Source organism: Blautia sp. HCP3S3_C12 (assembly GCF_052064155.1).
Lineage (GTDB): Bacteria > Bacillota > Clostridia > Lachnospirales > Lachnospiraceae > Blautia_A.
In genome coordinates this window covers 379,186-402,436 of sequence record NZ_JBQHWC010000002.1, presented here as the reverse complement: position 1 = coordinate 402,436, position 23,251 = coordinate 379,186, and the positions used below count along the sequence as shown (strand labels likewise).

The 23,251-nt window shown below is 43.8% G+C and carries 23 protein-coding genes; 7 read left to right on the top strand and 16 right to left on the bottom strand.

Features of this window, described 5'->3' with window-relative positions:
• Positions 1–3: 3 nt before the first annotated feature.
• Positions 4–1,308: a tyrosine-type recombinase/integrase gene (locus ACTNDS_RS04010; protein WP_033120014.1), complete on the top strand. Its 1,305-nt coding sequence runs from the start codon at positions 4–6 to the stop codon at positions 1,306–1,308.
• A 220-nt stretch (positions 1,309–1,528) separates the two neighbouring features.
• Here ACTNDS_RS04010 and mmsB read toward each other — a convergent pair whose 3' ends face one another.
• From mmsB to ACTNDS_RS03975, 7 genes are all read right to left on the bottom strand, one after another.
• Positions 1,529–2,701 carry a multiple monosaccharide ABC transporter permease gene (mmsB, locus tag ACTNDS_RS04005; RefSeq protein WP_441033838.1) on the bottom strand — a complete coding sequence of 391 codons (1,173 nt, stop codon included), beginning with the start codon at positions 2,699–2,701 and terminating at the stop codon, positions 1,529–1,531.
• Positions 2,702–2,706: 5 nt separating this feature from the next.
• Positions 2,707–4,245, bottom strand: a complete 1,539-nt coding sequence (mmsA, locus tag ACTNDS_RS04000; protein WP_173742229.1) for a multiple monosaccharide ABC transporter ATP-binding protein — start codon at positions 4,243–4,245, stop codon at positions 2,707–2,709.
• 122 nt (positions 4,246–4,367) lie between these two features.
• Positions 4,368–5,396 carry a multiple monosaccharide ABC transporter substrate-binding protein gene (chvE, locus tag ACTNDS_RS03995; protein ID WP_441033873.1) on the bottom strand — a complete coding sequence of 343 codons (1,029 nt, stop codon included), beginning with the start codon at positions 5,394–5,396 and terminating at the stop codon, positions 4,368–4,370.
• Between the two features lie 222 nt (positions 5,397–5,618).
• Positions 5,619–6,734 (bottom strand): sugar ABC transporter substrate-binding protein, encoded by a 1,116-nt coding sequence (locus tag ACTNDS_RS03990; protein ID WP_441033871.1) that lies wholly within the window; start codon positions 6,732–6,734, stop codon positions 5,619–5,621.
• Between the two features lie 79 nt (positions 6,735–6,813).
• Positions 6,814–8,409 carry a response regulator gene (locus ACTNDS_RS03985; RefSeq protein ID WP_441033836.1) on the bottom strand — a complete coding sequence of 532 codons (1,596 nt, stop codon included), beginning with the start codon at positions 8,407–8,409 and terminating at the stop codon, positions 6,814–6,816.
• A 7-nt stretch (positions 8,410–8,416) separates the two neighbouring features.
• Positions 8,417–9,895: a sensor histidine kinase gene (locus tag ACTNDS_RS03980; RefSeq protein WP_173742233.1), complete on the bottom strand. Its 1,479-nt coding sequence runs from the start codon at positions 9,893–9,895 to the stop codon at positions 8,417–8,419.
• Complete coding sequence (locus ACTNDS_RS03975) at positions 9,892–10,911, bottom strand: substrate-binding domain-containing protein (RefSeq protein WP_441033834.1); 1,020 nt, start codon at positions 10,909–10,911, stop codon at positions 9,892–9,894. The genes ACTNDS_RS03980 and ACTNDS_RS03975 overlap by 4 nt, the downstream gene beginning before the upstream one ends.
• A 144-nt stretch (positions 10,912–11,055) precedes the next feature.
• Here ACTNDS_RS03975 and ACTNDS_RS03970 point away from each other — a divergent pair, with 144 nt between their 5' ends.
• The 5 genes from ACTNDS_RS03970 (at position 11,056) to ACTNDS_RS03950 (ending at position 15,348) form a co-directional block, all read left to right on the top strand.
• Complete coding sequence (locus ACTNDS_RS03970; RefSeq protein WP_441033832.1) at positions 11,056–11,745, top strand: polysaccharide deacetylase family protein; 690 nt, start codon at positions 11,056–11,058, stop codon at positions 11,743–11,745.
• Positions 11,746–11,825: 80 nt separating this feature from the next.
• Positions 11,826–12,527 carry a YesL family protein gene (locus ACTNDS_RS03965; RefSeq protein ID WP_441033830.1) on the top strand — a complete coding sequence of 234 codons (702 nt, stop codon included), beginning with the start codon at positions 11,826–11,828 and terminating at the stop codon, positions 12,525–12,527.
• A complete protein-coding gene (locus ACTNDS_RS03960) occupies positions 12,524–13,459 on the top strand; it encodes a TIGR01212 family radical SAM protein (RefSeq protein ID WP_441033828.1) in 936 nt (311 codons plus the stop codon). The genes ACTNDS_RS03965 and ACTNDS_RS03960 overlap by 4 nt, the downstream gene beginning before the upstream one ends.
• Before the next feature lie 16 nt (positions 13,460–13,475).
• Positions 13,476–13,988: a DUF4364 family protein gene (locus tag ACTNDS_RS03955; protein WP_303241851.1), complete on the top strand. Its 513-nt coding sequence runs from the start codon at positions 13,476–13,478 to the stop codon at positions 13,986–13,988.
• 40 nt (positions 13,989–14,028) lie between these two features.
• Positions 14,029–15,348, top strand: a complete 1,320-nt coding sequence (locus tag ACTNDS_RS03950) for a replication-associated recombination protein A (RefSeq protein WP_441033826.1) — start codon at positions 14,029–14,031, stop codon at positions 15,346–15,348.
• A 263-nt stretch (positions 15,349–15,611) separates the two neighbouring features.
• Here the strand turns inward: ACTNDS_RS03950 and ACTNDS_RS03945 are convergent, their stop codons facing one another.
• From ACTNDS_RS03945 to infC, 9 genes are all read right to left on the bottom strand, one after another.
• A complete protein-coding gene (locus tag ACTNDS_RS03945) occupies positions 15,612–16,238 on the bottom strand; it encodes an AAA family ATPase (RefSeq protein ID WP_303241849.1) in 627 nt (208 codons plus the stop codon).
• 37 nt (positions 16,239–16,275) lie between these two features.
• Positions 16,276–16,986 carry an ABC transporter ATP-binding protein gene (locus ACTNDS_RS03940; protein WP_019162764.1) on the bottom strand — a complete coding sequence of 237 codons (711 nt, stop codon included), beginning with the start codon at positions 16,984–16,986 and terminating at the stop codon, positions 16,276–16,278.
• A 13-nt stretch (positions 16,987–16,999) separates the two neighbouring features.
• A complete protein-coding gene (locus tag ACTNDS_RS03935; protein ID WP_173742242.1) occupies positions 17,000–17,758 on the bottom strand; it encodes an ABC transporter ATP-binding protein in 759 nt (252 codons plus the stop codon).
• Positions 17,759–17,760: 2 nt separating this feature from the next.
• Complete coding sequence (locus tag ACTNDS_RS03930) at positions 17,761–18,831, bottom strand: branched-chain amino acid ABC transporter permease (RefSeq protein WP_441033823.1); 1,071 nt, start codon at positions 18,829–18,831, stop codon at positions 17,761–17,763.
• A 10-nt stretch (positions 18,832–18,841) separates the two neighbouring features.
• A complete protein-coding gene (locus ACTNDS_RS03925; protein ID WP_303241846.1) occupies positions 18,842–19,726 on the bottom strand; it encodes a branched-chain amino acid ABC transporter permease in 885 nt (294 codons plus the stop codon).
• Between the two features lie 124 nt (positions 19,727–19,850).
• Complete coding sequence (locus tag ACTNDS_RS03920) at positions 19,851–21,011, bottom strand: ABC transporter substrate-binding protein (protein WP_441033821.1); 1,161 nt, start codon at positions 21,009–21,011, stop codon at positions 19,851–19,853.
• Between the two features lie 397 nt (positions 21,012–21,408).
• Positions 21,409–21,765, bottom strand: a complete 357-nt coding sequence (gene rplT / locus ACTNDS_RS03915; protein WP_019162769.1) for a 50S ribosomal protein L20 — start codon at positions 21,763–21,765, stop codon at positions 21,409–21,411.
• Between the two features lie 39 nt (positions 21,766–21,804).
• Positions 21,805–22,002 (bottom strand): 50S ribosomal protein L35, encoded by a 198-nt coding sequence (gene rpmI / locus ACTNDS_RS03910; protein ID WP_019162770.1) that lies wholly within the window; start codon positions 22,000–22,002, stop codon positions 21,805–21,807.
• Between the two features lie 35 nt (positions 22,003–22,037).
• Positions 22,038–22,532: a translation initiation factor IF-3 gene (gene infC, locus ACTNDS_RS03905; protein ID WP_019162771.1), complete on the bottom strand. Its 495-nt coding sequence runs from the start codon at positions 22,530–22,532 to the stop codon at positions 22,038–22,040.
• Positions 22,533–22,925: 393 nt separating this feature from the next.
• Here infC and ACTNDS_RS03900 point away from each other — a divergent pair, with 393 nt between their 5' ends.
• Entirely contained in the window at positions 22,926–23,246 is a 321-nt protein-coding gene (locus ACTNDS_RS03900) for a DUF1540 domain-containing protein (RefSeq protein WP_019162772.1), read from the top strand.
• Positions 23,247–23,251 lie beyond the last annotated feature (5 nt).

The window sequence follows — 23,251 nt, the reverse complement described above, 5'->3', positions numbered from 1 at the left end:
GCTATGGCTATATCAACAAGGCAGGTTAAGAATAAACGCGACAGCAACGGCGTACTGACCGGGCGGCCGGGTACAGTTTACGACGTGAATATAAAGTACACCGCCCCGAATGGGGAAAAGAAAACCTATTCAAAAAAGGGCTTTCCAACAAAAAAGGAAGCAACGCAGCATGAAGCAGAGATGAAAGCAAAGCTCCATAATCCGGGACAGATTGCGTCTATCGCTTCACAGCGGAAACAGACCGTTGCAAGCTATCTGAATGAATGGGTAGAAAGCTATGCAAGAGTGAACTTGCGCCCCTCTACTTACGACGGGTACAAAAGAACGATTGCAAACTACATCACGCCATATATCGGCGGCGTTGCCCTTAATCAGCTTACCCCCGCTATGGTAGACAAAATGTTTCAGCAGATTATTGACAAAGGCTTGAAACCGTCCACCGCAGCCGGGGCAAAGCGTGTTTTGAGCGTGGCGTTGAGCCATGCCCGGAAATACCGCTATATCGAAACAAACGCAGCAAAGGACACGCTTACGAAGTTTGGAAAGAGCGACAAGACCCCCGACCCGTACACGCCGGAACAGGTAAAAGCCCTTATGCAGCGCGTCGAGGGTACCGTTTGGGAAATGCCCGTTATCTTAGGCGGGCTTTACGGTATGCGCCGTTCTGAAATCCTGGGCTTGCGTTGGCGCAATGTGGATTTGGAAAACAACACCTTTGACGTTTCCGAGCAGCTACCCTTTAAGGTACCGCCAAAAACAAAAGTCATTGAGGAAATGGCACCGCCGAAATCCAACGGGCGAAAGCTGCCTATCACAGAGCTTGCCCGCCCGTTCTTTCTCAAACAGTTTGCTATGCAGGAAGCGCAGCGCGAACAGGCAGAAAAGGACGGAAAGCCTTACTATGACAATGACCTTGTTGTAGCGAAGCCGGACGGTTCCCCTATCTCCGCGTCGTGGGTATCTTCCCAGTTTGGAAAGCTGCTTGAAGATTTGGATATGCCGCATATCCGCTTTCACGATTTGCGCCATACAGCAGCTACAAATATGCACCAACTGACAGGCGACTTCTACACCGTAGGCGAAGTGTTAGGACATACACTTGCGGGTATCGGCGTATCGCTTGGGCTGTCTATGAACTTTGAAGCTGTTACCGCCCGTTATGTGGACGTGCGGCTTGAACGCAAAAAAGAAGTCTTAGACGCTTATCATGGGGCGGTCAAACAGGCAGACCCGGCAAAGGCAGAGAAAGCCGAGCCGAAGAAAGCAAAGAGCGCGGCAAAGAAAAAGAGCAGCGATTTAGAGCTTTAACCGCTGTATCTCTTTACCGCTTCTTATACCGTTTTATAGCCCCTCGTGGGATTTGGGCACCATTTGGGCACCATTTACCGAAAAAGCACCACTAACACAGGCGATAAAAGAAACGCCGAGAACGCGCAAAAACATAGAGTTTATGCGGGTTTCCGGCGTTTTCTAATCCCTCAACCGACCTAAAATCATCTTGCGGCAGAGAGAAAAATTCTACTATTTTTTATTTCACAATAAAGGATTTCCTCTTACTAACAACATCAAAGATAACTGCTGCCAGCAGAACCAGACCTTTAACAACCTTCTGCAGGTTCTGGTCAATACCCATAATACTCATACCTAAGTTCAGAACACCCATCAGTAACGCACCAATGATAACCCCCGGAACTGTACCGGTTCCGCCATAAGCAGAAGCACCACCAATGAAACAAGCACCGATCGCATCCATCTCAAAGTTTGTACCAGCCTGAGGATTGGAAGAATTCAGACGAGCCATAGTAACCATACCTGCAATAGCAGCCAGAAGACCCATATTTAAATAAGCAAGGAAATAAACCTTATTTGTATTAATACCGGAAAGCTTTGTAGCCTTCTCATTACCACCAACTGCATAGAAATAACGTCCTGTAGTTGTCTTAGAAGCAATATATGTATAAATTGCAATGATCACAGCTACCCAGATCAGAGAATTAGGAATACCCTTATACTGAGCCAGACGGAACATAAAAGCAAGAATAACTACACAAATCAGGATCATCTTAATTGCAACACCGCCAAAAGGATCTACACTGTATCCTTTCTTCACACGGTCCGCACGGTTCTTCAGAACAAGTAACACATATGCAACACAGACAATAATACCAACTACAAAACAGATAAGATTAAATCCCTCTTTCCCAAATGGATCCGGAATATAATTGTTAAACAGTGCCAGGTAAGAATCCGGCATTGGTGCCAGTGTCTGTCCCTGTAAAACTACGTTTGAAAGGCCACGGAATGCAAGCATACCAGCCAGAGTTACAATAAACGGAGGAATTCTCACATATGCAATCCAGAATCCCTGCCATGCACCGATGGCAATACCTGTAATTAACATAACCAGCATTGTAAGATATGGGTTCATGCTGTTAAGAACCATCATCTTACCACCAACAGCTGCCACAAAGCATACAACAGAACCAACAGAAAGGTCGATGTTACCACCTGTCAGAATACAGAACAGCATACCTGTTGCAAGGATAAATACATATGCATTCTGAGCCACAAGGTTATTCACATTCTGCGGAAGAAGCATAACACCCTTTGTGTTTACTGCAAACATGATGACTACCAGAACAAGAACGATCACCATGGTATATTTCTTTAATATCTCTGAAAAACTAATCTTTTTTTCCATCTTCTTTACGCTCCTTTTCCTGATTTTACGATTTTGGACATAATCAGCTCAGAGGTAGCCTCTTCTTTGCTGACTTCGCCTACGAACCTGCCCTCATTCATAATATAGATTCTGTCTGACATTCCAAGTACTTCCGGAAGTTCAGAAGAAATCATGATAACAGATTTTCCTGCTGCCACCAGATCGTTAATAATACAGTAAATTTCGTATTTCGCACCTACGTCAATACCTCGGGTAGGCTCATCCAGGATCAGAATATCCGGTTCTGCAAACATCCATTTTGCAAGAAGGACCTTCTGCTGGTTACCACCACTTAAGTTGCCTACATTCTGCTCCACAGACGGACATTTCGTTTTCAGTTTCTTTCTGTATTCCTCTGCTACCGCATACTCTTTATCTGCGTCAATAACCTTTCCGTTAGTGATTCCCCTCATATTTGCAAGGGAAGTATTCATCTTAATAGATTTGGAAAGGATCAGACCATTTCCTTTTCTGTCTTCTGTAACATAAGCAAGTTTATTATCAATTGCTTCCTGTACAGTATTCAGCTTCACTTCTTTTCCGTTCATGAATACCTGACCGGAAATCTTTGTTCCATAGCTCTTTCCGAAAATACTCATGGCAAGCTCTGTACGTCCTGCACCCATAAGTCCGGAAATACCTACAACCTCTCCCTTATGCACCTTAAAGGATACATTATCCACTACTTTACGTTCTGAATACAGAGGATGATAAACATTCCAGTTTTTCACTTCCATGGAAACATCTCCGATCTTTACATCCGGACGTTTCGGGAAACGATCAGTCATCTCACGGCCAACCATACCCTGAATAATACGCTGCTCGGAAAAATCATCCTTTTTCTTATCCAGAGTCTCAATGGTAGAACCATCACGGATAACAGTAATCTTATCCGCAACATAAGAAATTTCATTTAATTTATGGGAAATGATAATAGAAGTCATTCCCTGGGCTTTAAACTTCAGCAGCAGATCCAGCAGTGCCTTGGAATCATCCTCATTTAAGGATGCAGTGGGCTCATCCAGGATCAGAAGCTTTGCATTCTTTGCCAGTGCTTTTGCAATCTCTACCAGCTGCTGTTTACCTACACCAATATCCTTGATCAAAGTTCTGGAGGATTCCTCCAGTCCTACTATTTTCAAATACTTGTCTGCTTCTCCATAAGTTTCATTCCAGTTAATGGAGAAGGATTTTCCTCTTTCATTACCCAGGTACATATTTTCACCGATCGTCATATATGGAATCAGCGCCAGTTCCTGGTGGATAATTACAATTCCTTTTTCTTCACTGTCTTTAATTGTATTAAATTTACAGATTTCACCGTTATAAATAATGTTGCCTTCATAAGTTCCATACGGATAAATACCACTTAATACATTCATCAGAGTAGATTTACCTGCTCCGTTCTCGCCTACCAGAGCGTGGATCTCGCCTTCTTCTACCTGAAGATTGACGTTGTCCAATGCCTTTACACCTGGGAAAGTTTTGGTGATATTTTTCATTTCCAGAAGTATCTTAGCCAATTCTGTTTCCCTCCCTTTTCATGAAAGAATCCTGATAACAGGATTCCAAGATTGATACAGGCGGGAATTCCCCGCCTGTATCTGAAACGGATAATTTCATCCGTTTTACTGCATAATTTGTATTATTTGATCTGATCTTCTGTATAGTATCCGGAGTCGATCAGCATTTCTTTGTAGTTGTCAACAGTTACAACAACCGGGTCACAAAGATATGTTGGGATGATTCCTGTGCCGTTGTCATAGGATTCTGTATCGTTCACTTCCGGTTCTTCACCCTTCATGATAGAATCAACCATTTTAACAACTGCAGATGCAAGAGCACGTGTATCCTTGAATACGGACATAGCCTGTTTTCCTGCTACAAGGTTCTTAACGTTTGGTGTGTCACAGTCCTGACCTGTAATAATCGGATATTCTCCTGTGTAGGAAGCTGCAAGAGCATTTTCTACACCAAGTGCTGTAGAGTCATTGGAGCAGAGAACTGCGTCAAGGTTTGTTCCGTCAGAGTAGTTACCGGCAATAATAGTATCCATTCTGTCCTGAGCTTTTGCGCTGTCCCAGTTAGCAGTTGCAACCTGCTCGAATTCTGTCTGTCCGGATTTTACTACCAGTTTACCTTCGTCGATGTATTTCTGAAGTACATCCATTGCTCCGCCAAAGAAGAAGTTACAGTTATTATCACCAGGATCACCTGTGAACAGCTCAATATTAAACGGTCCGTCCTGATTGTCAAGATCAAGTGCATCTACTAAGTATTCGCCCTGTTTCTGGCCTACTTTGTAGTTATCGAATGTTGCATAGTATGTAACTGCATCTGAGTTCATAAGCAGACGGTCATAAGAGATAACCGGGATTCCTGCTTCTTTTGCCTGTTTCAGTGGCTCGCCAAGGCTGCTTCCGTCGATAGATGCTACAACCAGAAGGTCACATCCGTTAGCTACCTGGTTCTCAAGCTGTGAAACCTGTGTGCTTACGTCATTAGATGCATACTGAAGGTCTACTTCGTAGCCTGCTGCTTCCAGCTCTTTCTTCATGTTCTCGCCGTCCTGATTCCATCTCTGAAGGTCTTTGGTAGGCATTGTAACACCGATCAGCTTCTTGTCATCCGCTTTAACAGCCACACCCGGGATGACTACCATTCCAGCTACCATTGATGCGCAAAGGATTGCAGATACCAGTTTCTTTTTCATTGTAAAAACCTCCGTTTCTTTTTATACGTTTGATACGTTTTCTTTGATGATGTTACTATAACACAGAGACATCTGGACATGGTTGGCAAACAACAAGACATTTTTTTGAAAATAAAAAATGTCCTGTATCATACAAGACATTTTTGTCACTAAAATGTGCTATATCGTTTTCGAAATACCAGTCTAATTATAATCTGCATTCAGATATACTTCATCCCTTCTGTGGAAACCTCCGTCAATAATCACTTCATCAATATTGTCCCTGGTCACTGCTATAGGAGTCAGGATCACTGCCGGCACATTATAGGTTCCGTCATTGATGGTATCCGTCACGTCGGGCATACTGGATACCTCCGTTCCTTTTCCCATTTCAACTGCATATTGAGCAGCTTCCCTGGCCAGATCCTCAATGGATTTAAACGCAGTCATATACTGGGTTCCCTCTACAATCCGCTGGCAGGCAGCCAGGTCACAGTCCTGTCCTGCCACAACCACTTTTCCGGCCAGCTGATTCTCTGCCAGCACCTGTACCACCTGGCTGGCAATATCATCATTTCCACACATAATTCCCTGAACATGAGGATACTTTTCCAGTGCCTCCTCCACATAGCCCACAGCAAGCTCCGCTGTCCAGGCATCACAATTCGCTTCATAAACCACTTTCAGATTACTGTTTTTCAGAACCTTGTCAAAGCCCTTCCTGACCATAGTAACATTATTATCTGCAGCTGAGCCCTGGATCATAAAAATATCTCCCCCCTGAGGAATAGCATCTATCAGGGACTGGGCCATAATCTCCCCTACCTTTCCATTATCAAAGGAAATATACAGATCCGCGTCTGCATTGTGGATCAGTCTGTCATAGGAAATCACCTTAATTCCCGCATTATGCGCTTTCTGGATCACCTCACTGAGTGCTCCGCAGTCTCTGGCGATCACTACGATCACATCCATCTGTTTACTGATAAAATATTCAATCTGGCTGATCTGTTCTTTGGAATCAGCCCCTGCATCCTGCACATTTACCTCAGCTCCCAGTTCTCTGGCTGTAGCTACAAAAGCATCCCTGTCCCGGATCCATCTCTCGATCACAAAAGAGTCCACAGTCAGTCCGATCTGGACTTTATCGTTTTTCTCAGTCTGCACTTCCTCTCCGGAATCTGCTTTCTTCTGATCTGCTTCTGTTTTTCCGGAAGTACCGCAGCCTGTGAGAAGTAAAATTCCCAGGCATAACACGATCCATAAGATCCCAGTCACAAATTTTCTTTTTTTCCTGCTGTTTTCGACCTGCCATTTCATCTTTTTTCTTACCTTATCCTCTTCCTGAACAATTCTCCGCTGTCTGTTTTCTGCCTGATCTTCCCACCATCGCAGCCATCTATCTCCGATGTTCTCTGAATTCACTGGGTGTCACACCTTCATACTTTTTGAATATCCTGCTGAAATAATTAGGATCACTGTAACCGGACTGCGCACAGATCTCCTTGATGGAATACTGTGAATTCTGTAAAAGCTCTCTGGCACTGCGAAGACGGATCTCCGTAAGATATTCAATAAAATTCTTACCTGTCTCCTGTTTGAACAGCTTACTGAAATAATAGGGACTGATATCCACTTCCCTGGAAACATCATCCAGGGAAATGTCCCTGCGGAAGTTCTCATTAATATAACTTCGTGCCTTCTCAATAATACTCAGTTCTTCTTTCTCCCTGGAGTCCTCCATTCTGGCACAGATATCCCTGGTCTTATCCAGAAACCAGTTTTTCAGTCCATTCATGTCAGCACAGGACTGCAGTTCACGGATGTAGCTTCTCCTGTAGTTTACATTATATTTCATAGTACCTGCCAAAAAGGCACGGCGTTCTGCATCCATCACAAGTTCCAGGATCTTGATTTCCACATCTTCTCTGGAAACAGATGGCTGTCCCATCATCCAGGTAAAAAATCCCTCTACGCAATTCAGGGCACCAGCAGCATCCTTGTCAAGGATCCTCCGCACATACCTGGATTCCAGATCTCTAGGATATTCACCGTCATACTTCTGGGCTACCGGTACATCCTCAATGTGCACCACATGGCTGACACTCTCCCTGAGAGCTACCACAGCCTCCTGAAAGGATTCCTTCACACTTCCAAGCTCCTTCACCCTTCCAATACCACAGCGGAACATACTGTCAATACGGTTTTCCAGCTTGTGTACCATGTTTCTGGCTCTGGTAACGATTGCCACACGTTCTTCATAATCCTCTGTATTCTCCTCATAGGGCACCAGCAGCACAATTCTGTTTCCCATAATAGGCCCCACCAGACATTCAAAGAAATCCTGGGCAATCTCCCGGAAAGTAGAATAAAAACGGTTCGCTCTCACACCGGCTCCCACAGCATTACTCAAAACTCCATTTTCCATGGAATCTCCAAACTCTACCACTACCATATATCCATATTTCTGATGAATATTCAGAAGCTCTGTATAATTATCCTGGTAGGTAACAAAATCATCCTGAAGCAGGATATTATTGATATATCCACTCTCGATCATAGGTACCACGGTTTCCAGTTTTTCCCTGATTTTCAAATCATCACTGCGTTTCTGCCTGGTCTGGTCTACCTTTTCCATAGCCTTCATACAGGCTTCCAGAATCACCTTTTTATTGACCGGTTTGGTGAGAAATTCCATTACCCCCAGATTTACTGCTTCCTTGGCATAATTAAATTTATCATAAGCAGTAATAATCACAAAAACCACTGAGCTGTTAAACTTCTGGATTTCCCTGATAGCCTGGATTCCACTGATCCCCGGCATCTGAATATCCATAAAACAGATATCCGGCGGATAAGCCTGCGCCTGTTCCACCACCACTCTGCCTGATTTGGCAGTGTGGATCTCACATTCATTTCCAAAATTAGATTCTATGATTTTCTTTAATGATTCCAGCATGATACCTTCATCATCTGCAAGCAAAATTCTGTACATGTCACTCTTACCTTATGAGAGGTATGTGAATCACTACCTCTGTTCCCTTTCCTGCACCTTCACTGTAAATTTCCAGCAGATCCGGCTGCTCATAATAAAGCTCCAGACGGCTGATCACGTTATTCATGCCGATTCCAGTAGAATCTCCCTCCTGGGTACTGTGTTCCTTATTTCCGGAAAGCACATTTTGAATCTCTTCTTCACTCATACCCTTGCCATTATCACAGATACTGATACAGATTCCCCTTGGATCCCTGGTCACCGTAAGATGAATCTGACCTTCCCAGTCAATATCCCTGATTCCATGGTTCACTGCATTCTCCACTACCGGTTGAAGGATCATACTTGGCACACGGACATTCTCCACAGATTCATCCACGTCACTGCTAAAATGAATATCCCCTGCAAACCGCACATTCAAAATATAAATATAGTTGTCTACTGCCTCCAGCTCCTCTCCCAGAGTAGCATCCTCCTGTCCCTTCTTTACATTATACCGGAAAAAGTCTGCCATCTTTTCCACAAAGATTCCGGTTTTCTCCGCATCCTCCATCATGGCCAGCTGCGCGCCTGCATTCAGGGAATTAAAAAGGAAATGAGGATTGATCTGAGACTGAAGATATTTTAGCTGAGCCTCCTTCAGATGATTCTCCATCAGGAGTTCTCTTTCCATCATCTGCTGCTCCTTCTCCATACTTTCCTTTGTCTTCGCCATATAGACATCCAGATTCTCCACCATAGTGTTAAAAGCCCTGGTTACCTCCCCCAGCTCATCCTGAGAATCAGTATCCGGCATTTTCATATGGAAATTTCCCTGTCCCACCAGCTGGGCAGTCTCTGCCATACTGGTCAGCGAACGGAACATTCCTCTGGTTGCCATGATCAGCAGGAGCATTCCCACTGCCACGATCACAAGCATAAAAATTATATTACTGGTCTCCAGATACCGCATCATCTGACGTAATACAGAATAGCTGCTGGTATTCTCCTTAAAAAGCTGATTATTTAATTCATCAATGGCTGTCTGAATATAACTGTAGAGTCTGATGGAATCCTCATATTTCCGCTTATATTTTTCTACATTCCTGCCTCTCTTGGCTGCGACTGTCTCAGCAGTACAGTCCAGATAGGTCTCAGACATTTTCCGGATATTACGCTCCAGAAGCTTTACCGAATCATTGATATTTTTGTCATTGAGCTTCTCCAGTTCATTTCTGTACCTGGCTTCATTCTGGTAATAATCCATCAGGGACTGAGAACTTTTTACTTTCAGATATTCATACATATTGTCCTGTACCTGCTCAAATACCTGAGACAAATCTGTCAGCTGGGCATTGCTGGCATATACATTATCCATTTTCTGCATGGAAATATTGATCCGCACATAGAATAACAGGTTCATCGTAAAAAGCAGTCCTGCGATCAGTCCCACCTCTATGACAATTTTACTTACAAGGGAAAAATCTTTCCAGCGGATTCGCTTCATTCCGACAATCCCTCCCTTCGTAATGACCTGGCTGCATCCTTATCCAGGAAATTAATATCTACATTATAATAGGAATTGGATCTGCCATCTTTCTGAAATTCTGTCAGTGCCTCTATACTGTATTTTCCCATCTGTTCTGTATCCACATCACAGGTCAGGGCAAGTACTCCTTTTTCCACAGCTGTAAGGATATCCGGAGAGGTATAATAGCCGATGATGATTACTTTTCCCGCCAGATTAAAGTCCAGCACTGCCTGGCGGGCACACTCTGTAGTGTCTGCATCCATACATACCAGAATATCCGGCACTTTATTTCTCTGCTGAAAGATATCCGTAACCGCTTCCTCTGTCCCAAAGGTACCGGAAGAAAGGAGATTTTTCACACTTACAGTTACCGGCTGTCCGGCTCCTGTTTTTGCCTGGGCAGCATTGCTGATCTGCGTGTATATCTGACTCTGATTCATATCATCAATGTTTCTTTTCAATAAAATCAGAATATTCTTCGTATCCCGGGTAACATAATCTGCCACCTTTTCGCCATAGGCACTTCCAAGCTGATAATCACTTACCCCTACAAAGGTCTGGCGCTTGCTGTGAACAGCATCATTCATCAAAGTCACCACCGGGATTCCATCTGCAACAGCCTCATCAATCTTATCTTCCAGGCCATCCTCCCCACTGTACTGAAGGATAATTCCATCTGCCCTGGATGCAATACTTACATTCATATAATCCAATTTGGTATATTGAGACTCCTCATCTGTTCCCTTAAGCTCCAGAAGACTGTCGTTCTCCCTGGCCCACTTTTCTGCACTTGCATACACAGCCTGCCAAAAAGACGACTCCGGATTATCCACGATCATATCATATTTATACATATATTCCTTTGTATCTGCCTGCATCTGCCGGTTTGAACCTGCCAGACCATTTAAATAAGACTCTCCTGTCATATACAGCAAAATCAGAATCCCCGCTCCTGACAGGAGCAGCCCGAGAGTCATCCCTTTCTTTTTCATAATTGTCATTCCTTTTGTTTGATAAATTTCATTATACAATAAATCTGCATCATTTGCTTTCTTTTTTTATATATATAATTAAATAATAATTTGCCAGGTTACTGGACACAGCGTAAACAGTAGCTTTGCCGCGGAAAATAGAATATGAAAATTCACAGATTCCTGTTTTGGATCATTCCGGTTTTTCTCTGTATTTTTCTGTTGTTCTGCCATTTTTATACAACCACTGAAAATTCTCTCAACCAAACTGCCGGCAGAACATCTGTTACAAAAGTAGAAGCTCCACGGGTTGCCCTGACCTTTGACGATGGCCCCAATGCCAAATACACTCCACTTCTGCTGGAGGGCTTACGCAAAAGAAACATACATGCCACCTTTTTTCTCCTGGGCGAAAATATCCTGAAAAATAAAGAGCTGCTTCTCCGGATGCAGAAGGACGGTCACCTAATCGGCTGCCACACCTGGAGTCATGTACAGCTGGACAAAATTTCTCCTTCCAGAGCCAGCAGGGAAATTCTAAAGACAAACAGCCTGATCTACCATATTACCGGAACCTACCCTACCTGTCTCAGACCACCTTACGGAGCCTGGAAAAAGGATCTGGAGCTTCCTGTCACCATGCTTCCCGTATTCTGGGATGTGGATACTCTGGACTGGCAAAGTCAGAATCCCGAAAGTATTCTGGATATTGTGCGCAAAAATGTGCAGGATGGTTCCATCATCCTCATGCATGACAGCTATGACAGCTCTGTCAGGGCAGCACTTGCCATCGCTGATGAGCTTACAGAAAAAGGCTATGATTTTGTCACTGCTGACCAGCTTCTTGATCCATAAAAAAATTTGCTTTTTCCAGTGTGATTGGTTATACTTATAGGTAAACCCAATACAAACTTATTATACGAGGAGTTATTAAAATGGATAAACTTTTTAATATGGACAACAAATTTTTCAGCTTTATGGGAAGGGCTGCAGATCTGTTTATGCTGAATGTGGTTTTTGTCATCTGCTGTCTCCCGGTTGTTACTATCGGAGCTTCCCTGACAGCCCTTCACTATGTCACCCTGAAAATGGCACGAAATGAGGAATCCTACATTATCAGAAGCTTTTTCAAGTCCTTTAAGCAGAACTTCAAGCAGTCAACCATTATCAATCTTATCATGCTCCTTATAGCCGGAGTATTATATTTTGATACGAATATCGTCATACAGATGGGCGGTTCCATGTCCAAAGTATTATATATCATCTTTATCGCCTTAGGTATTATTTATCTGGCAGTATTCCTGTACATTTATCCGGTACTGGCAAAGTTTTACAACTCTGTAAAAAATACTTTCCGGAATGCTTTTTTGATGTCCATCATGCATCTGCCCTATACCATCCTTATGGCTCTGATCACCATTGCACCTGCCTCCATTTTCTTTATTCCGGACTTCCGGGTACAGTCCGTGGCCATTCTGCTTTTTATATTGGTGGGCTTTGCCCTGCTTGCTTTTATCAACGGGCATTTCCTGGTAAAGATTTTCGATAATTATATCATTCCCGAAAAGGACGAAATCTCAGAAGAAGGTTCTGAGGAAACTCCTGATGATACTTCACGGAATACACCGGCTGTATGATGAAATGGGGAGAAAAGCCTTACCACTCTCTGGACTATATGCTCAGGGAACGGTTCGGAGAAAAAGTTTATAAAGTAACACTAAACGGTGGGATGTCCTGTCCCAACCGGGACGGAAAGCTTGGAACCAGAGGCTGCATTTTCTGCAGTGCAGGAGGAAGCGGAGATTTCGCCGCAGACAGCAGTCTGTCCATCACCGAACAGATTGACAGACAGATTTCCATCCTTTCGGCCAAAAGACCCATACATAAATATATCGCTTATTTCCAGGCATTTACCAATACTTATGCACCTGTGGAATATCTGGAAAAAATATTTACAGAAGCCCTGTCACATCCGGGTATTGCAGCATTATCCATAGGCACCAGACCTGACTGTCTGGGGAAGGATGTGGTAACACTTCTCTCCAGGCTGAACCGGCAGAAGCCTGTGTGGGTAGAACTGGGACTGCAGACCATTCACGAAAAAACTGCGGCCTACATACGCAGGGGCTATCCCCTGTCTTGCTTTGAAGATGCAGTCAGGCGCTTACGCAGTGAAGACATAGAAGTAATCGTTCACACCATTCTCGGTCTTCCCGGAGAAAGTACCCAGGATATCCTGAACACTATGGAGTATCTGAATCACCAGGACATCCAGGGGATCAAGCTACAGCTGCTCCATGTACTCCGGGGAACTGATCTGGCCTCTGATTATGAAAAGGGCCTGTTTTGCACTTATGAACGGGACGAATATATTTCTCTGGTAATCAGCTGTCTGGAACACCTCAGACCGGATATGGTGATCCACCGAATCACCGGTGACGGTCCCAAGGATCTCCTCATAGCCCCATTGTGGGCCAGCAGGAAGCGGGAGGTACTGAATCTTTTACACCATCAGATGAAAGAAAGCCATAATTATCAGGGCAGACAAACAAATTGGCAGATCAATTGAAAGGGAGGGATTCCAATTGGCAACACCTTATACTATTTATAAACTCATCGTATTATACATGCTTCAGAACGCAGATGATACACTGACTAATTCCCAGATTTCCGAATTTATCCTTGATCGGGGATACACCAATTATTTTCATCTCCAGCAGGCTCTTTCAGAGCTTGTAGAAGCAGAGCTTGTAAATAAGGATACCCGCTCTAACACCTCACATTACCGGATTACAGAAGATGGGTGCAAAACCCTCTCCTTTTTCCAGCAGGATTTGTCTTCCGAAATCAAGCAGGAAGTAAAGGAATATCTGAACTCTGCAGGATTTAAGGCAGAGGACAGAATTGTCACCTCTGCTGATTACTATATTACCAAACAGGGAGATTATTCTGTGCGATGTCAGCTTATAGAGAAAGGGAATTCTCTCATTGACCTGAACATCGCTGCCCCCAATCTGGAAGCTGCCAAATCCATGTGCCAGAAATGGCCTGCCCACAGCCAGGAAATATACGGTAAAATAATGGAGGAGCTTTTATAGCTCACACATTTTCTTTATTATATTATTATGGAGAAATACTATGGATTTATTTGAATATGCAAAATCAAAAACCCTTGACCGTGAATCCCCATTAGCATCCAGGCTGCGCCCTGCTACTCTGGACGAAGTGGTAGGCCAGCAGCATATCATTGGAAAGGATACCTTATTATACAGAGCTATCAAAGCAGACAAACTGACCTCTGTTATCTTCTACGGTCCTCCAGGAACAGGAAAAACCACTCTGGCAAAGGTTATTGCCAACACCACAAGCGCAGAATTTACTCAGATCAATGCCACTGTAGCAGGAAAAAAAGATATGGAAGCCGTAGTAAAAGAAGCACAGCAGAATCTGGGCATGTACGGAAAGAAAACCATCCTCTTCATTGATGAGATCCACCGCTTCAATAAAGGCCAGCAGGACTATCTCCTTCCTTTCGTGGAAGATGGAACTATTATTCTCATCGGCGCTACAACCGAAAATCCTTATTTTGAAGTCAATGCCGCTTTGATCTCCCGTTCTATCATCTTTGAGCTGAAATCCCTTGAAATTTCCGAAGTCAAAGAACTCATCCTTCGTGCAATCAATGATAAGACAAAAGGAATGGGAAACTACAAAGCTCAAATAGATACTGATGCTCTGGACTTCCTTGCAGACATGGCCGGGGGAGATGCCAGAAATGCCCTCAACGCCATTGAGCTTGGCATCCTTACCACTCCCAGAAGCGAAGACGGATTCATCCATATCACTCTTGATGTGGCATCCCAATGCATCCAGAAACGGGTCGTACGCTACGACAAAAACGGAGATAACCACTACGACATCATCTCCGCCTTTATCAAAAGTATGCGAGGCTCTGATCCCGATGCAGCCGTATACTACCTGGCCAAAATGCTCTACGCCGGAGAAGACGTTAAATTCATCGCCCGCAGGATTATGATCCTGGCCTCCGAGGATATCGGGAATGCAGACCCTCAGGCCCTCTGCGTAGCCGTCGCAGCAGCCCAGGCAGTAGAGAGGGTAGGAATGCCCGAATCCCAGATCATCCTCTCCCAGGCAGTCACCTACATGGCCTGCGCTCCCAAAAGCAACTCCGCAGTCAACGCCATCTTCGCAGCCATGGACTCCGTCAAACGAACCCAAACAACAGTCCCACCCCACCTCCAGGACGCCCACTACGGCGGCCACGAAAAACTCGGCCACGGCATCGGCTACAAATACGCCCACGACTACCCCAACCACTACGTAGACCAGCAATACCTCCCCAATGAGATTGCAAACGATCACTTCTACGAACTAAGCGACATAGGCTACGAAAAAACCCTAAAAGACTACCAGAAAAAAATCAAGTCCCCCTCATGATTTACCTTGTACCTTCCGTATAAAGTAATAAAACAGCCGAGCAATCATATTTGATTTTCAGTGCATTTGCAGGCGTCTTAGTAAATCTTAGTATAAAAAAAGCTGCGTTGTTCATAAAAAATCCAACTGTCTGAGCCGTAAGGCGAGTTTTGGATTTTTTATGAACGCATTTAGCAGCTTTTTTTATACCTAGATTTACTTAGACACCGAAACCGCACAGAAAAAATCAAATATGATTGCTCGGCGTCCCTCTTTACTTTATCTTACTTCCCTATTCCCATCACTTCCATCTGTGCCAGAATAGCCTCCACACACTTCTCAAATCCCAGTTTCCCGGCATTCAGACACAGATCATAATTCGTGGCATCACTCCAGTCCCCGCCTGCGAATCTCCTGTAATATTCCTGTTTCCGCTTATCATCCTTACGCAGAAACTTCTCAATTTCCTCATCACCGCCGCTGATCTTTCCTCTGGATTTCTCTACACGGAAATCCCAGGGAGCATGAACAAACACACGAAGAGTATTCGGCCGGTCCTTAAACACATAATTTACACACCGTCCAACGATTACGCATGACTCCTTATCAGCCAAATCTGTTACAACCTTTGCCTGATAATTAAACAGATTTTCATCTGAAATAAATCCCTTATCTGTAGGTGGAATCAAATCCCCCTTATACAGACCACTCTTATTAAACAGAGAAGGCTTCACACTCATACCTCCCTCTACCTGTCCAAAGAGCTTTACATCAATGCCACTCTCATCAGATGCCATCTGAATAATCTGCTTGTCATAAAAAGGCACTGCCAGCTTCTCTGCCAGCATTTTTCCAACAGTACGTCCGCCACTTCCATACTGCCTTGCAATGGTAATTGCAAAATTTTCCATAAAAACCCCTCCTGTTCCATTCTATTATTATGTGGTATCACTCACCCAGATAAGCCTTCTGCACAGACTCATTGTTCAGCAGGTCACTGGCTTTTCCCTCCAGGGTGATACTGCCTGTTTCCAGTACATAAGCTCTGTCAGCGATGGACAATGCCTTCTTTGCATTCTGTTCCACCAACAGAACTGTAGTTCCACTGTCACTTACCTCTTTAATGATATTAAAGATTTCATTTACAAAAATGGGGGAAAGTCCCATAGACGGCTCATCCATAAGAATAATCCTTGGTTTGCTCATCAGTGCCCGTCCCATGGCAAGCATCTGCTGTTCACCGCCTGAAAGAGTTCCGGCTCTCTGGCCTTTACGTTCTTCCAGTCTTGGGAATCTTTTATATACACTTTTCAGACTGTCCTCTATTTCCGCCTTATTTTTTCTGGTATAAGCACCCATAAGCAGATTCTCATATACACTCATATCTGCAAATACACGACGTCCCTCCGGAACGTGGGCCATTCCCATCTCTACGATCTTATGGGCAGGCGTTCTAGTCAGATCCTTGCCTTCAAATACAATACTTCCGGATTTTGGGGAAAGAATTCCTGTGAGAGTCTGCAGAGTAGTGGTCTTGCCGGCACCATTGGCACCGATCAGTGCAATAACCTCACCCTGGTTAACCTCAAAAGAAATCCCCTTCAATGCCTGGATCACGCCATAATACACCTGGAGATCCTTTACTTCCAACATTGCCATTGATTTGTTCCTCCTATTCTCCCAGATATGCAGTGATAACCGCAGGATCCTTCAGCACTGAAGCAGTCTCTCCCTGAGTCAGAACCTGACCAAAGTTCAGGACTGTCAGCTTCTCACAGATACCGCCAACCAGTTTCATATCATGCTCAATGAGAAGAATCGTCATATCAAAATGCTCACGCACAAAACGGATGGTATCCATCAGTTCCTGAGTTTCATTGGGATTCATACCTGCAGCCGGCTCATCCAGAAGCAAAAGCTTGGGATCTGTGGCCAGTGCCCTGGCAATCTCCAGCTTACGCTGCTTACCATAAGGCAGATTGCCGGCCAGGGTCTCTGCCTCCCTGTCCAGATCAAAAACCTTCAGGATTTCCATGGCACGTTCATTCATTTCCTTTTCTACCTTATAATATTTCGGCAATCTCAGAATACCGGTAAGAGTAGAGTATGTATGATGATTATGAAGCCCTACTTTAACATTATCCAACACGGAAAGCTCTTTGAAAAGACGGATGTTCTGGAAGGTTCGGGCAATTCCGGCCTTGTTAATCTCAATAGTGCTTTTTCCGGTAATGTCCTCGCCATCCAGACGGATAATTCCCTCTGTTGGTTTGTACACACCTGTAAGGAGGTTAAATACGGTAGTCTTTCCTGCACCGTTAGGTCCGATCAGACCATAGAGCTGACCTTTTTCAATGGTCATATTAAATCCGTCTACTGCGCGGAGACCGCCAAACTGAATAGACAGATGATTTACTTCCAGCATTGCCATGATCAGGCCACCTCCCTTTTATTTTTTGATCCACGAACTTTCTCCATCACCCTTGCTCTCCAGTTTCTGGCAGCAGGTGCCCAGTTAAAGAGCATCATGGCGATCAGCACGATGGCATAAATCAGCATACGATAATTTGCAAATCCACGGAGAAGCTCCGGTAAAGCATAAAGAATGATGGTTGCAATAATAGATCCGCGGATATTTCCGATTCCACCCAGAACTACATAAACCAGAACCAGAATGGACATATTATAATCAAATACAGAAACCTTCAGCAGGGAAAGGTTGTGGGCATAAAGCACACCTGCCACACCTGCCAGGGCTGCTGAAATGGTGAACGCCAGCAGCTTATATTTTGTAATATTGATTCCCACAGACTCTGCTGCAATACGATTGTCCCTGGTAGACATGATTGCACGTCCACTTCTGGAATGAACCAGATTCTGTACAATGAAAAGAGTGATCAGAAGCAGGATCACACCGATAATAAAGAAGGAACTCTTAATATCCTTGTAAAGCGCACCTGTACCGGAAATTCCTAATGCACCTTTGAGAATCTGCTTTCCGCCTGCCTCCAGATGAAGTCCTGCTGAGCTTGTTGCCACATGAAGTCCATTGTCATCAACCCCTATATACAGGACATTGATCAGATTTTTAATGATCTCACCAAAGGCCAGGGTTACAATAGCCAGATAGTCTCCCCTGAGACGAAGTACAGGGATACCAATGATCAGACCAAATACAGCTGCTACAGCTGCACCTACCAAGATTGCCAGGATAAATCTGGGAATCTGGGGAATATCTGACATTGCATGGGAAAATAAAGCACTGGAAAAAGCACCTACGCACATAAATCCTGCATGTCCCAGACTCAGCTCTCCGGAAAATCCTACCACAAGATTCAGGGAAACCGCTGCAATCGTATAGACACAAATGGGAACCAGAAGTCCTGTGAGAAGTCTGGACAGGTTGCCTGTAGAACTCAAAACCTGTACGATCACAAATAACAGGATTACAATCCCATAATTGATCATATTATTCTGTGTTGTTTTATTTTTTACTTTTTTCATACCGTCCACCTTACACTTTCTCCTGGATGTTCTTGCCGAACAAACCGGTAGGCTTCACAAGGAGCACGACGATCAGCACTGCAAACACAATTGCATCTGCAACCTGAGAAGAAATATAGGCCTTGCCGAAAATCTCCAGGATACCCAAAAGGATTCCACCCACCATAGCTCCCGGTATCGAACCGATTCCGCCGAATACCGCTGCCACAAAGGCCTTGATACCAGGCATAGCTCCTGTATAAGGAGTAAGGGTAGGATATGTCTGACACAGAAGAAGACCTGCAATTGCTGCCAGTCCGGAACCAATAGCAAAGGTCAGGGAAATAGTAGCATTTACATTGACACCCATCAGCTGTGCTGCATCTCTGTCCTCAGATACTGCCTGCATGGCACGACCGGGCTTGGTCTTTTTTACAAAAAGGGAAAGTCCTACCATGATAACAATACATGCAAGAATTGTCACAATAGTAATTCCCTTGATCACCAGCTGTCCTCCAAACAGAGAAACAGACGGAACTTTCACTACCGACACGAAGCTCTTGGCATCTGCTCCGAAGATCAGAAGAGCCAGGTTCTGGAGCAGATAGCTGACACCGATAGCAGTGATCAGTACTGCCAGGTTGGAAGAAGCCTTTCGCAGCGGACTGTAGGCAACCTTTTCAATTACAACACCAAGAACAGTACAGACTACAACGGAAAGAATCACTGCAAGAACCGGTGACATTCCCCCACGTGTAATGCAGGTCAGAATCACATAAGCACCTACCATGATAACATCACCATGAGCAAAGTTCAGCATTTTTGCAATACCGTAAACCATGGTGTATCCCAGTGCAATGATCGCATAAATACTGCCAAGACTGATGCCGTCTTTCAGATAAGATATAAAACTCATAACGCACCTCTTAAATAAATAAGTAAATCAGACAGAACAGAGAAGGGAGACGGTCTCCATACCGGAAACCGTCCCCCGACCCCCAATGTCTTCTGATATTAATGTTATAGATCCACTGTCTGGATTATTTCATCTCAATATACTCACCGTTTTTGATCTCGAATGCTTTTGGTTCTTTATCACATTCTCCATCCTCGGTCCATTTTGCCTTACCTGTGATACCATCCAGTTCAATGTTCAGCATAGATGCTGCCATTGCTGCACTGATATCCTCGTTGCTCATATCCGGTGTAATTCCTGCATCTGTTGCTGCAAGCTGCATTGCATAAACAACGTCATATGCATCTGCTGCGAACTGGTTCGGTACCTCGCCGTTATGGGCATCACCGTAAGCTTTTACAAAATTCTGGCTCTTTTCATCTGTTGCTGTAGCAGAGAATGGTGTCAGAAGCATAACTCCTTCTGCAAGAGAAGTATCAAAGTTCTCTACATTCAGAATACCATCCATACCATCTACACCGAAGAATTTAATATCTGTCATACCAGCTTCAGATGCCTGCTGAAGGATCAGGGCATTGTCTGAATAATAGTTCGGAAGGAACAGAAGCTCTGCGCCGCTGTCTTTGATCTTGGAAAGCTGTACAGAATAATCTGTATTGCTGTCTGTTGTATAAGCTTCATCTGCAACAACCTCAAGTCCGCCCTCAGCTGCTGCTTCTACAAAAGCATCATGAACACCTGAATTATAATCTGCAGCTGAATCGTAAAGAACAGCTACCTTTGTAGCAATCTTATGTTCGGAAATAAACTGTGCAGATTTGGTTCCCTGAGCCGGATCAGTAAAGCACATACGGAATTCATTGCTTCCGGATGTGATGCTGTCCAGTGCAGTTGCGGATGGTGTGAAAAGGAAAGTACTCTCAGCAGCTTCAGCACCTACAGCAATACAGGAACCGGAAGTTACTGTTCCGCAAAGCATCTGCATTCCCTTGTCAAGAAGGTCATTATATGCATTAACTGCTTTCTCCGGATCTCCCTGGTCATCGCCTGCATCCAGAACCTCTACCTGATAACCGTTGAATCCACCGTTTGCATTGATCTCATCTACTGCAATCTTGGTAGCATTATATACGTTTGTACCATACTGTGCATAATCACCTGTCATAGGTCCGATTACGCCGATTTTGAATGTCTCGTCCTCTGCAAATACAGATACCGGAGCCATTGTTGCCATGACCATTGCTGCAGCTGCAGTAAGGCTTACTGCTTTTTTCCAGTTTTTCATAATAATTCCTCCTTGATTATCTCTGTCAGGGGTCTGCCGGACATCTTTACCCTCTTTACTAATGGCATATAAGCAAAAAGCCAGCCGGTATGCTTCAGCCGGCTTTGGCTTCCCTGACATCCTTATTTATAATGTAAGAATTATAACATCTTATATTTCCCTGTGCAAGGGAAATTTGTGAAATTCCAATATTTTTTTCCGTCATATAGGGACATTTGACCGTCTATGGCAATATTTCAATACCTGCTTTTGTTGCATTTTTACCATTTTTTCCAAAACCTTTTCCTGCAAACCGGGAAAAGAATCCGGTTAACATAAAAAAAGACATATGGAAAGACACATCTGTGTTTCTCCATACATCTTTAATTACTACAAAATTCTTATGATAAATTAAAAATTAAGCGATTGCTTTCTTAGCGATCTCAGCAAGTGCTGCAAATCCCTCTGCATCATTTACTGCAAGCTCTGCAAGCATCTTTCTGTTGATATCTACATTAGCAACTTTCAGACCATGCATCATTTTGCTGTAGGATAAACCGTTCATTCTTGCAGCTGCATTGATACGAGCGATCCAGAGCTGTCTGAACTGACGTTTTTTCTGCTTTCTTCCTGCATAAGAGCTTGTAAGGGCTCTCATTACAGACTGTTTTGCTACTCTATACTGTTTGGAGCGGGCTCCTCTGTAACCTTTAGCCAGCTTTAATGTACGATTATGTCTTTTCTTTGCGTTTAATCCGCCTTTAATTCTTGCCATTTCTCAAATTTCCTCCTGTTCGTCTTCTTCTATTAGATCTTATAAATATGGTAATGCTTTCTTCATGCTCTTAACATTAGTAGAATCAACAACAGTAGATTTTCTTAAATTTCTCTTTCTCTTCTGAGATTTCTTTGTTAAGATATGGCTCTTATAAGCTTTATTTCTTACTAACTTTCCTGTACCTGTTTTTTTGAAACGCTTTGCTGCTGCTCTACAAGTTTTAATTTTTGGCATTGTAATTTCCTCCTTAATCTGTATCTCTATTATATTTAACGCTTTTCCGTTAAAAACATAGTCATGCTTCTGCCTTCAACCTTAGGTGCCTTTTCCACTGTTGCCACATCAGCAAGAAGTTCAGCAAAATCATCCAGCACATGTCTGCTGTTTGCCATATGTGCCATCTCTCTTCCGCGGAAACGTAAGGTTACTTTTACTCTGTCACCCTTGGAAAGAAACTTTCTGGCGGCGTTGACTTTCGTATTAAGGTCATTGGTATCAATGTTCGGTGAAAGTCGCACTTCTTTGACATCGATGGTCTTCTGCTTTTTCTTTGCTTCCTTCTCTTTTCTCGCAAGCTCATAACGGTATTTACCATAATCAATGATCTTGCATACCGGTGGTTTTGCCTGAGGGGCAATTTTTACCAGGTCAAGTCCTGCTGCCTGGGCTTTAAACATCGCTTCCTTAGCGGACATGATGCCAAGCTGTTCTCCGTCCGATCCGATCAAGCGTACCTCTTTGTCTCTGATCTGTTCATTAATCATTAAATTGCTAATTGTAGTGCACCTCCATACCTTAGATAGACTTTCATAACTTATCGTCGCCCTCATTGTCATCTACGCAGAAAAAAAGCGTGGACAAAATCCACACTCTGTTATCACACCCACTGACAGAATCTGCCCCTGGTCACTGTGTAATATAAACCCAAGCCGCAGCCATAATGCGCTAAGGTGAGAGTGGAACTCTGCTTTGTTTTCTTACGTACTCATATAAACTATCACGTTTCACCCTGTAAGTCAAGTACTTTTTTGTTTTTCCGAATATTTTTCTGTATACATATTTTTATTTTTTCCGGGCATCCTTATTCTGTAGAAGGTCAGGAGCAGAAATCTGTTCTGGCCCAATAATAATACCAACCAAAGGAGGATATCAAAATTATGACTATTCTGAAATGTTCAGCAGCAAACTGTATTTACAACAAGGACCAGCTCTGTTCCAGAGGTAATATTGACATCAATGGTAAAAATGCAGCTTCCCCCAATGAAACCAACTGCGACAGTTTCCAGGAACGTTCCGGCAGTTCTGTGACTGACCGCTACAGCTGCGGCTGTGGCTGTGAGAAAATTCAGATTGACTGTCAGGCCCACAATTGCACCTATAACAGTGACTGTAAATGTACAGCCTCTTCTATTCAGGTAGAGGGTTCCGGTGCCCACAGCTCTGCTGATACAAAATGCAGCACTTTCCAGTACCTCTGATTTTT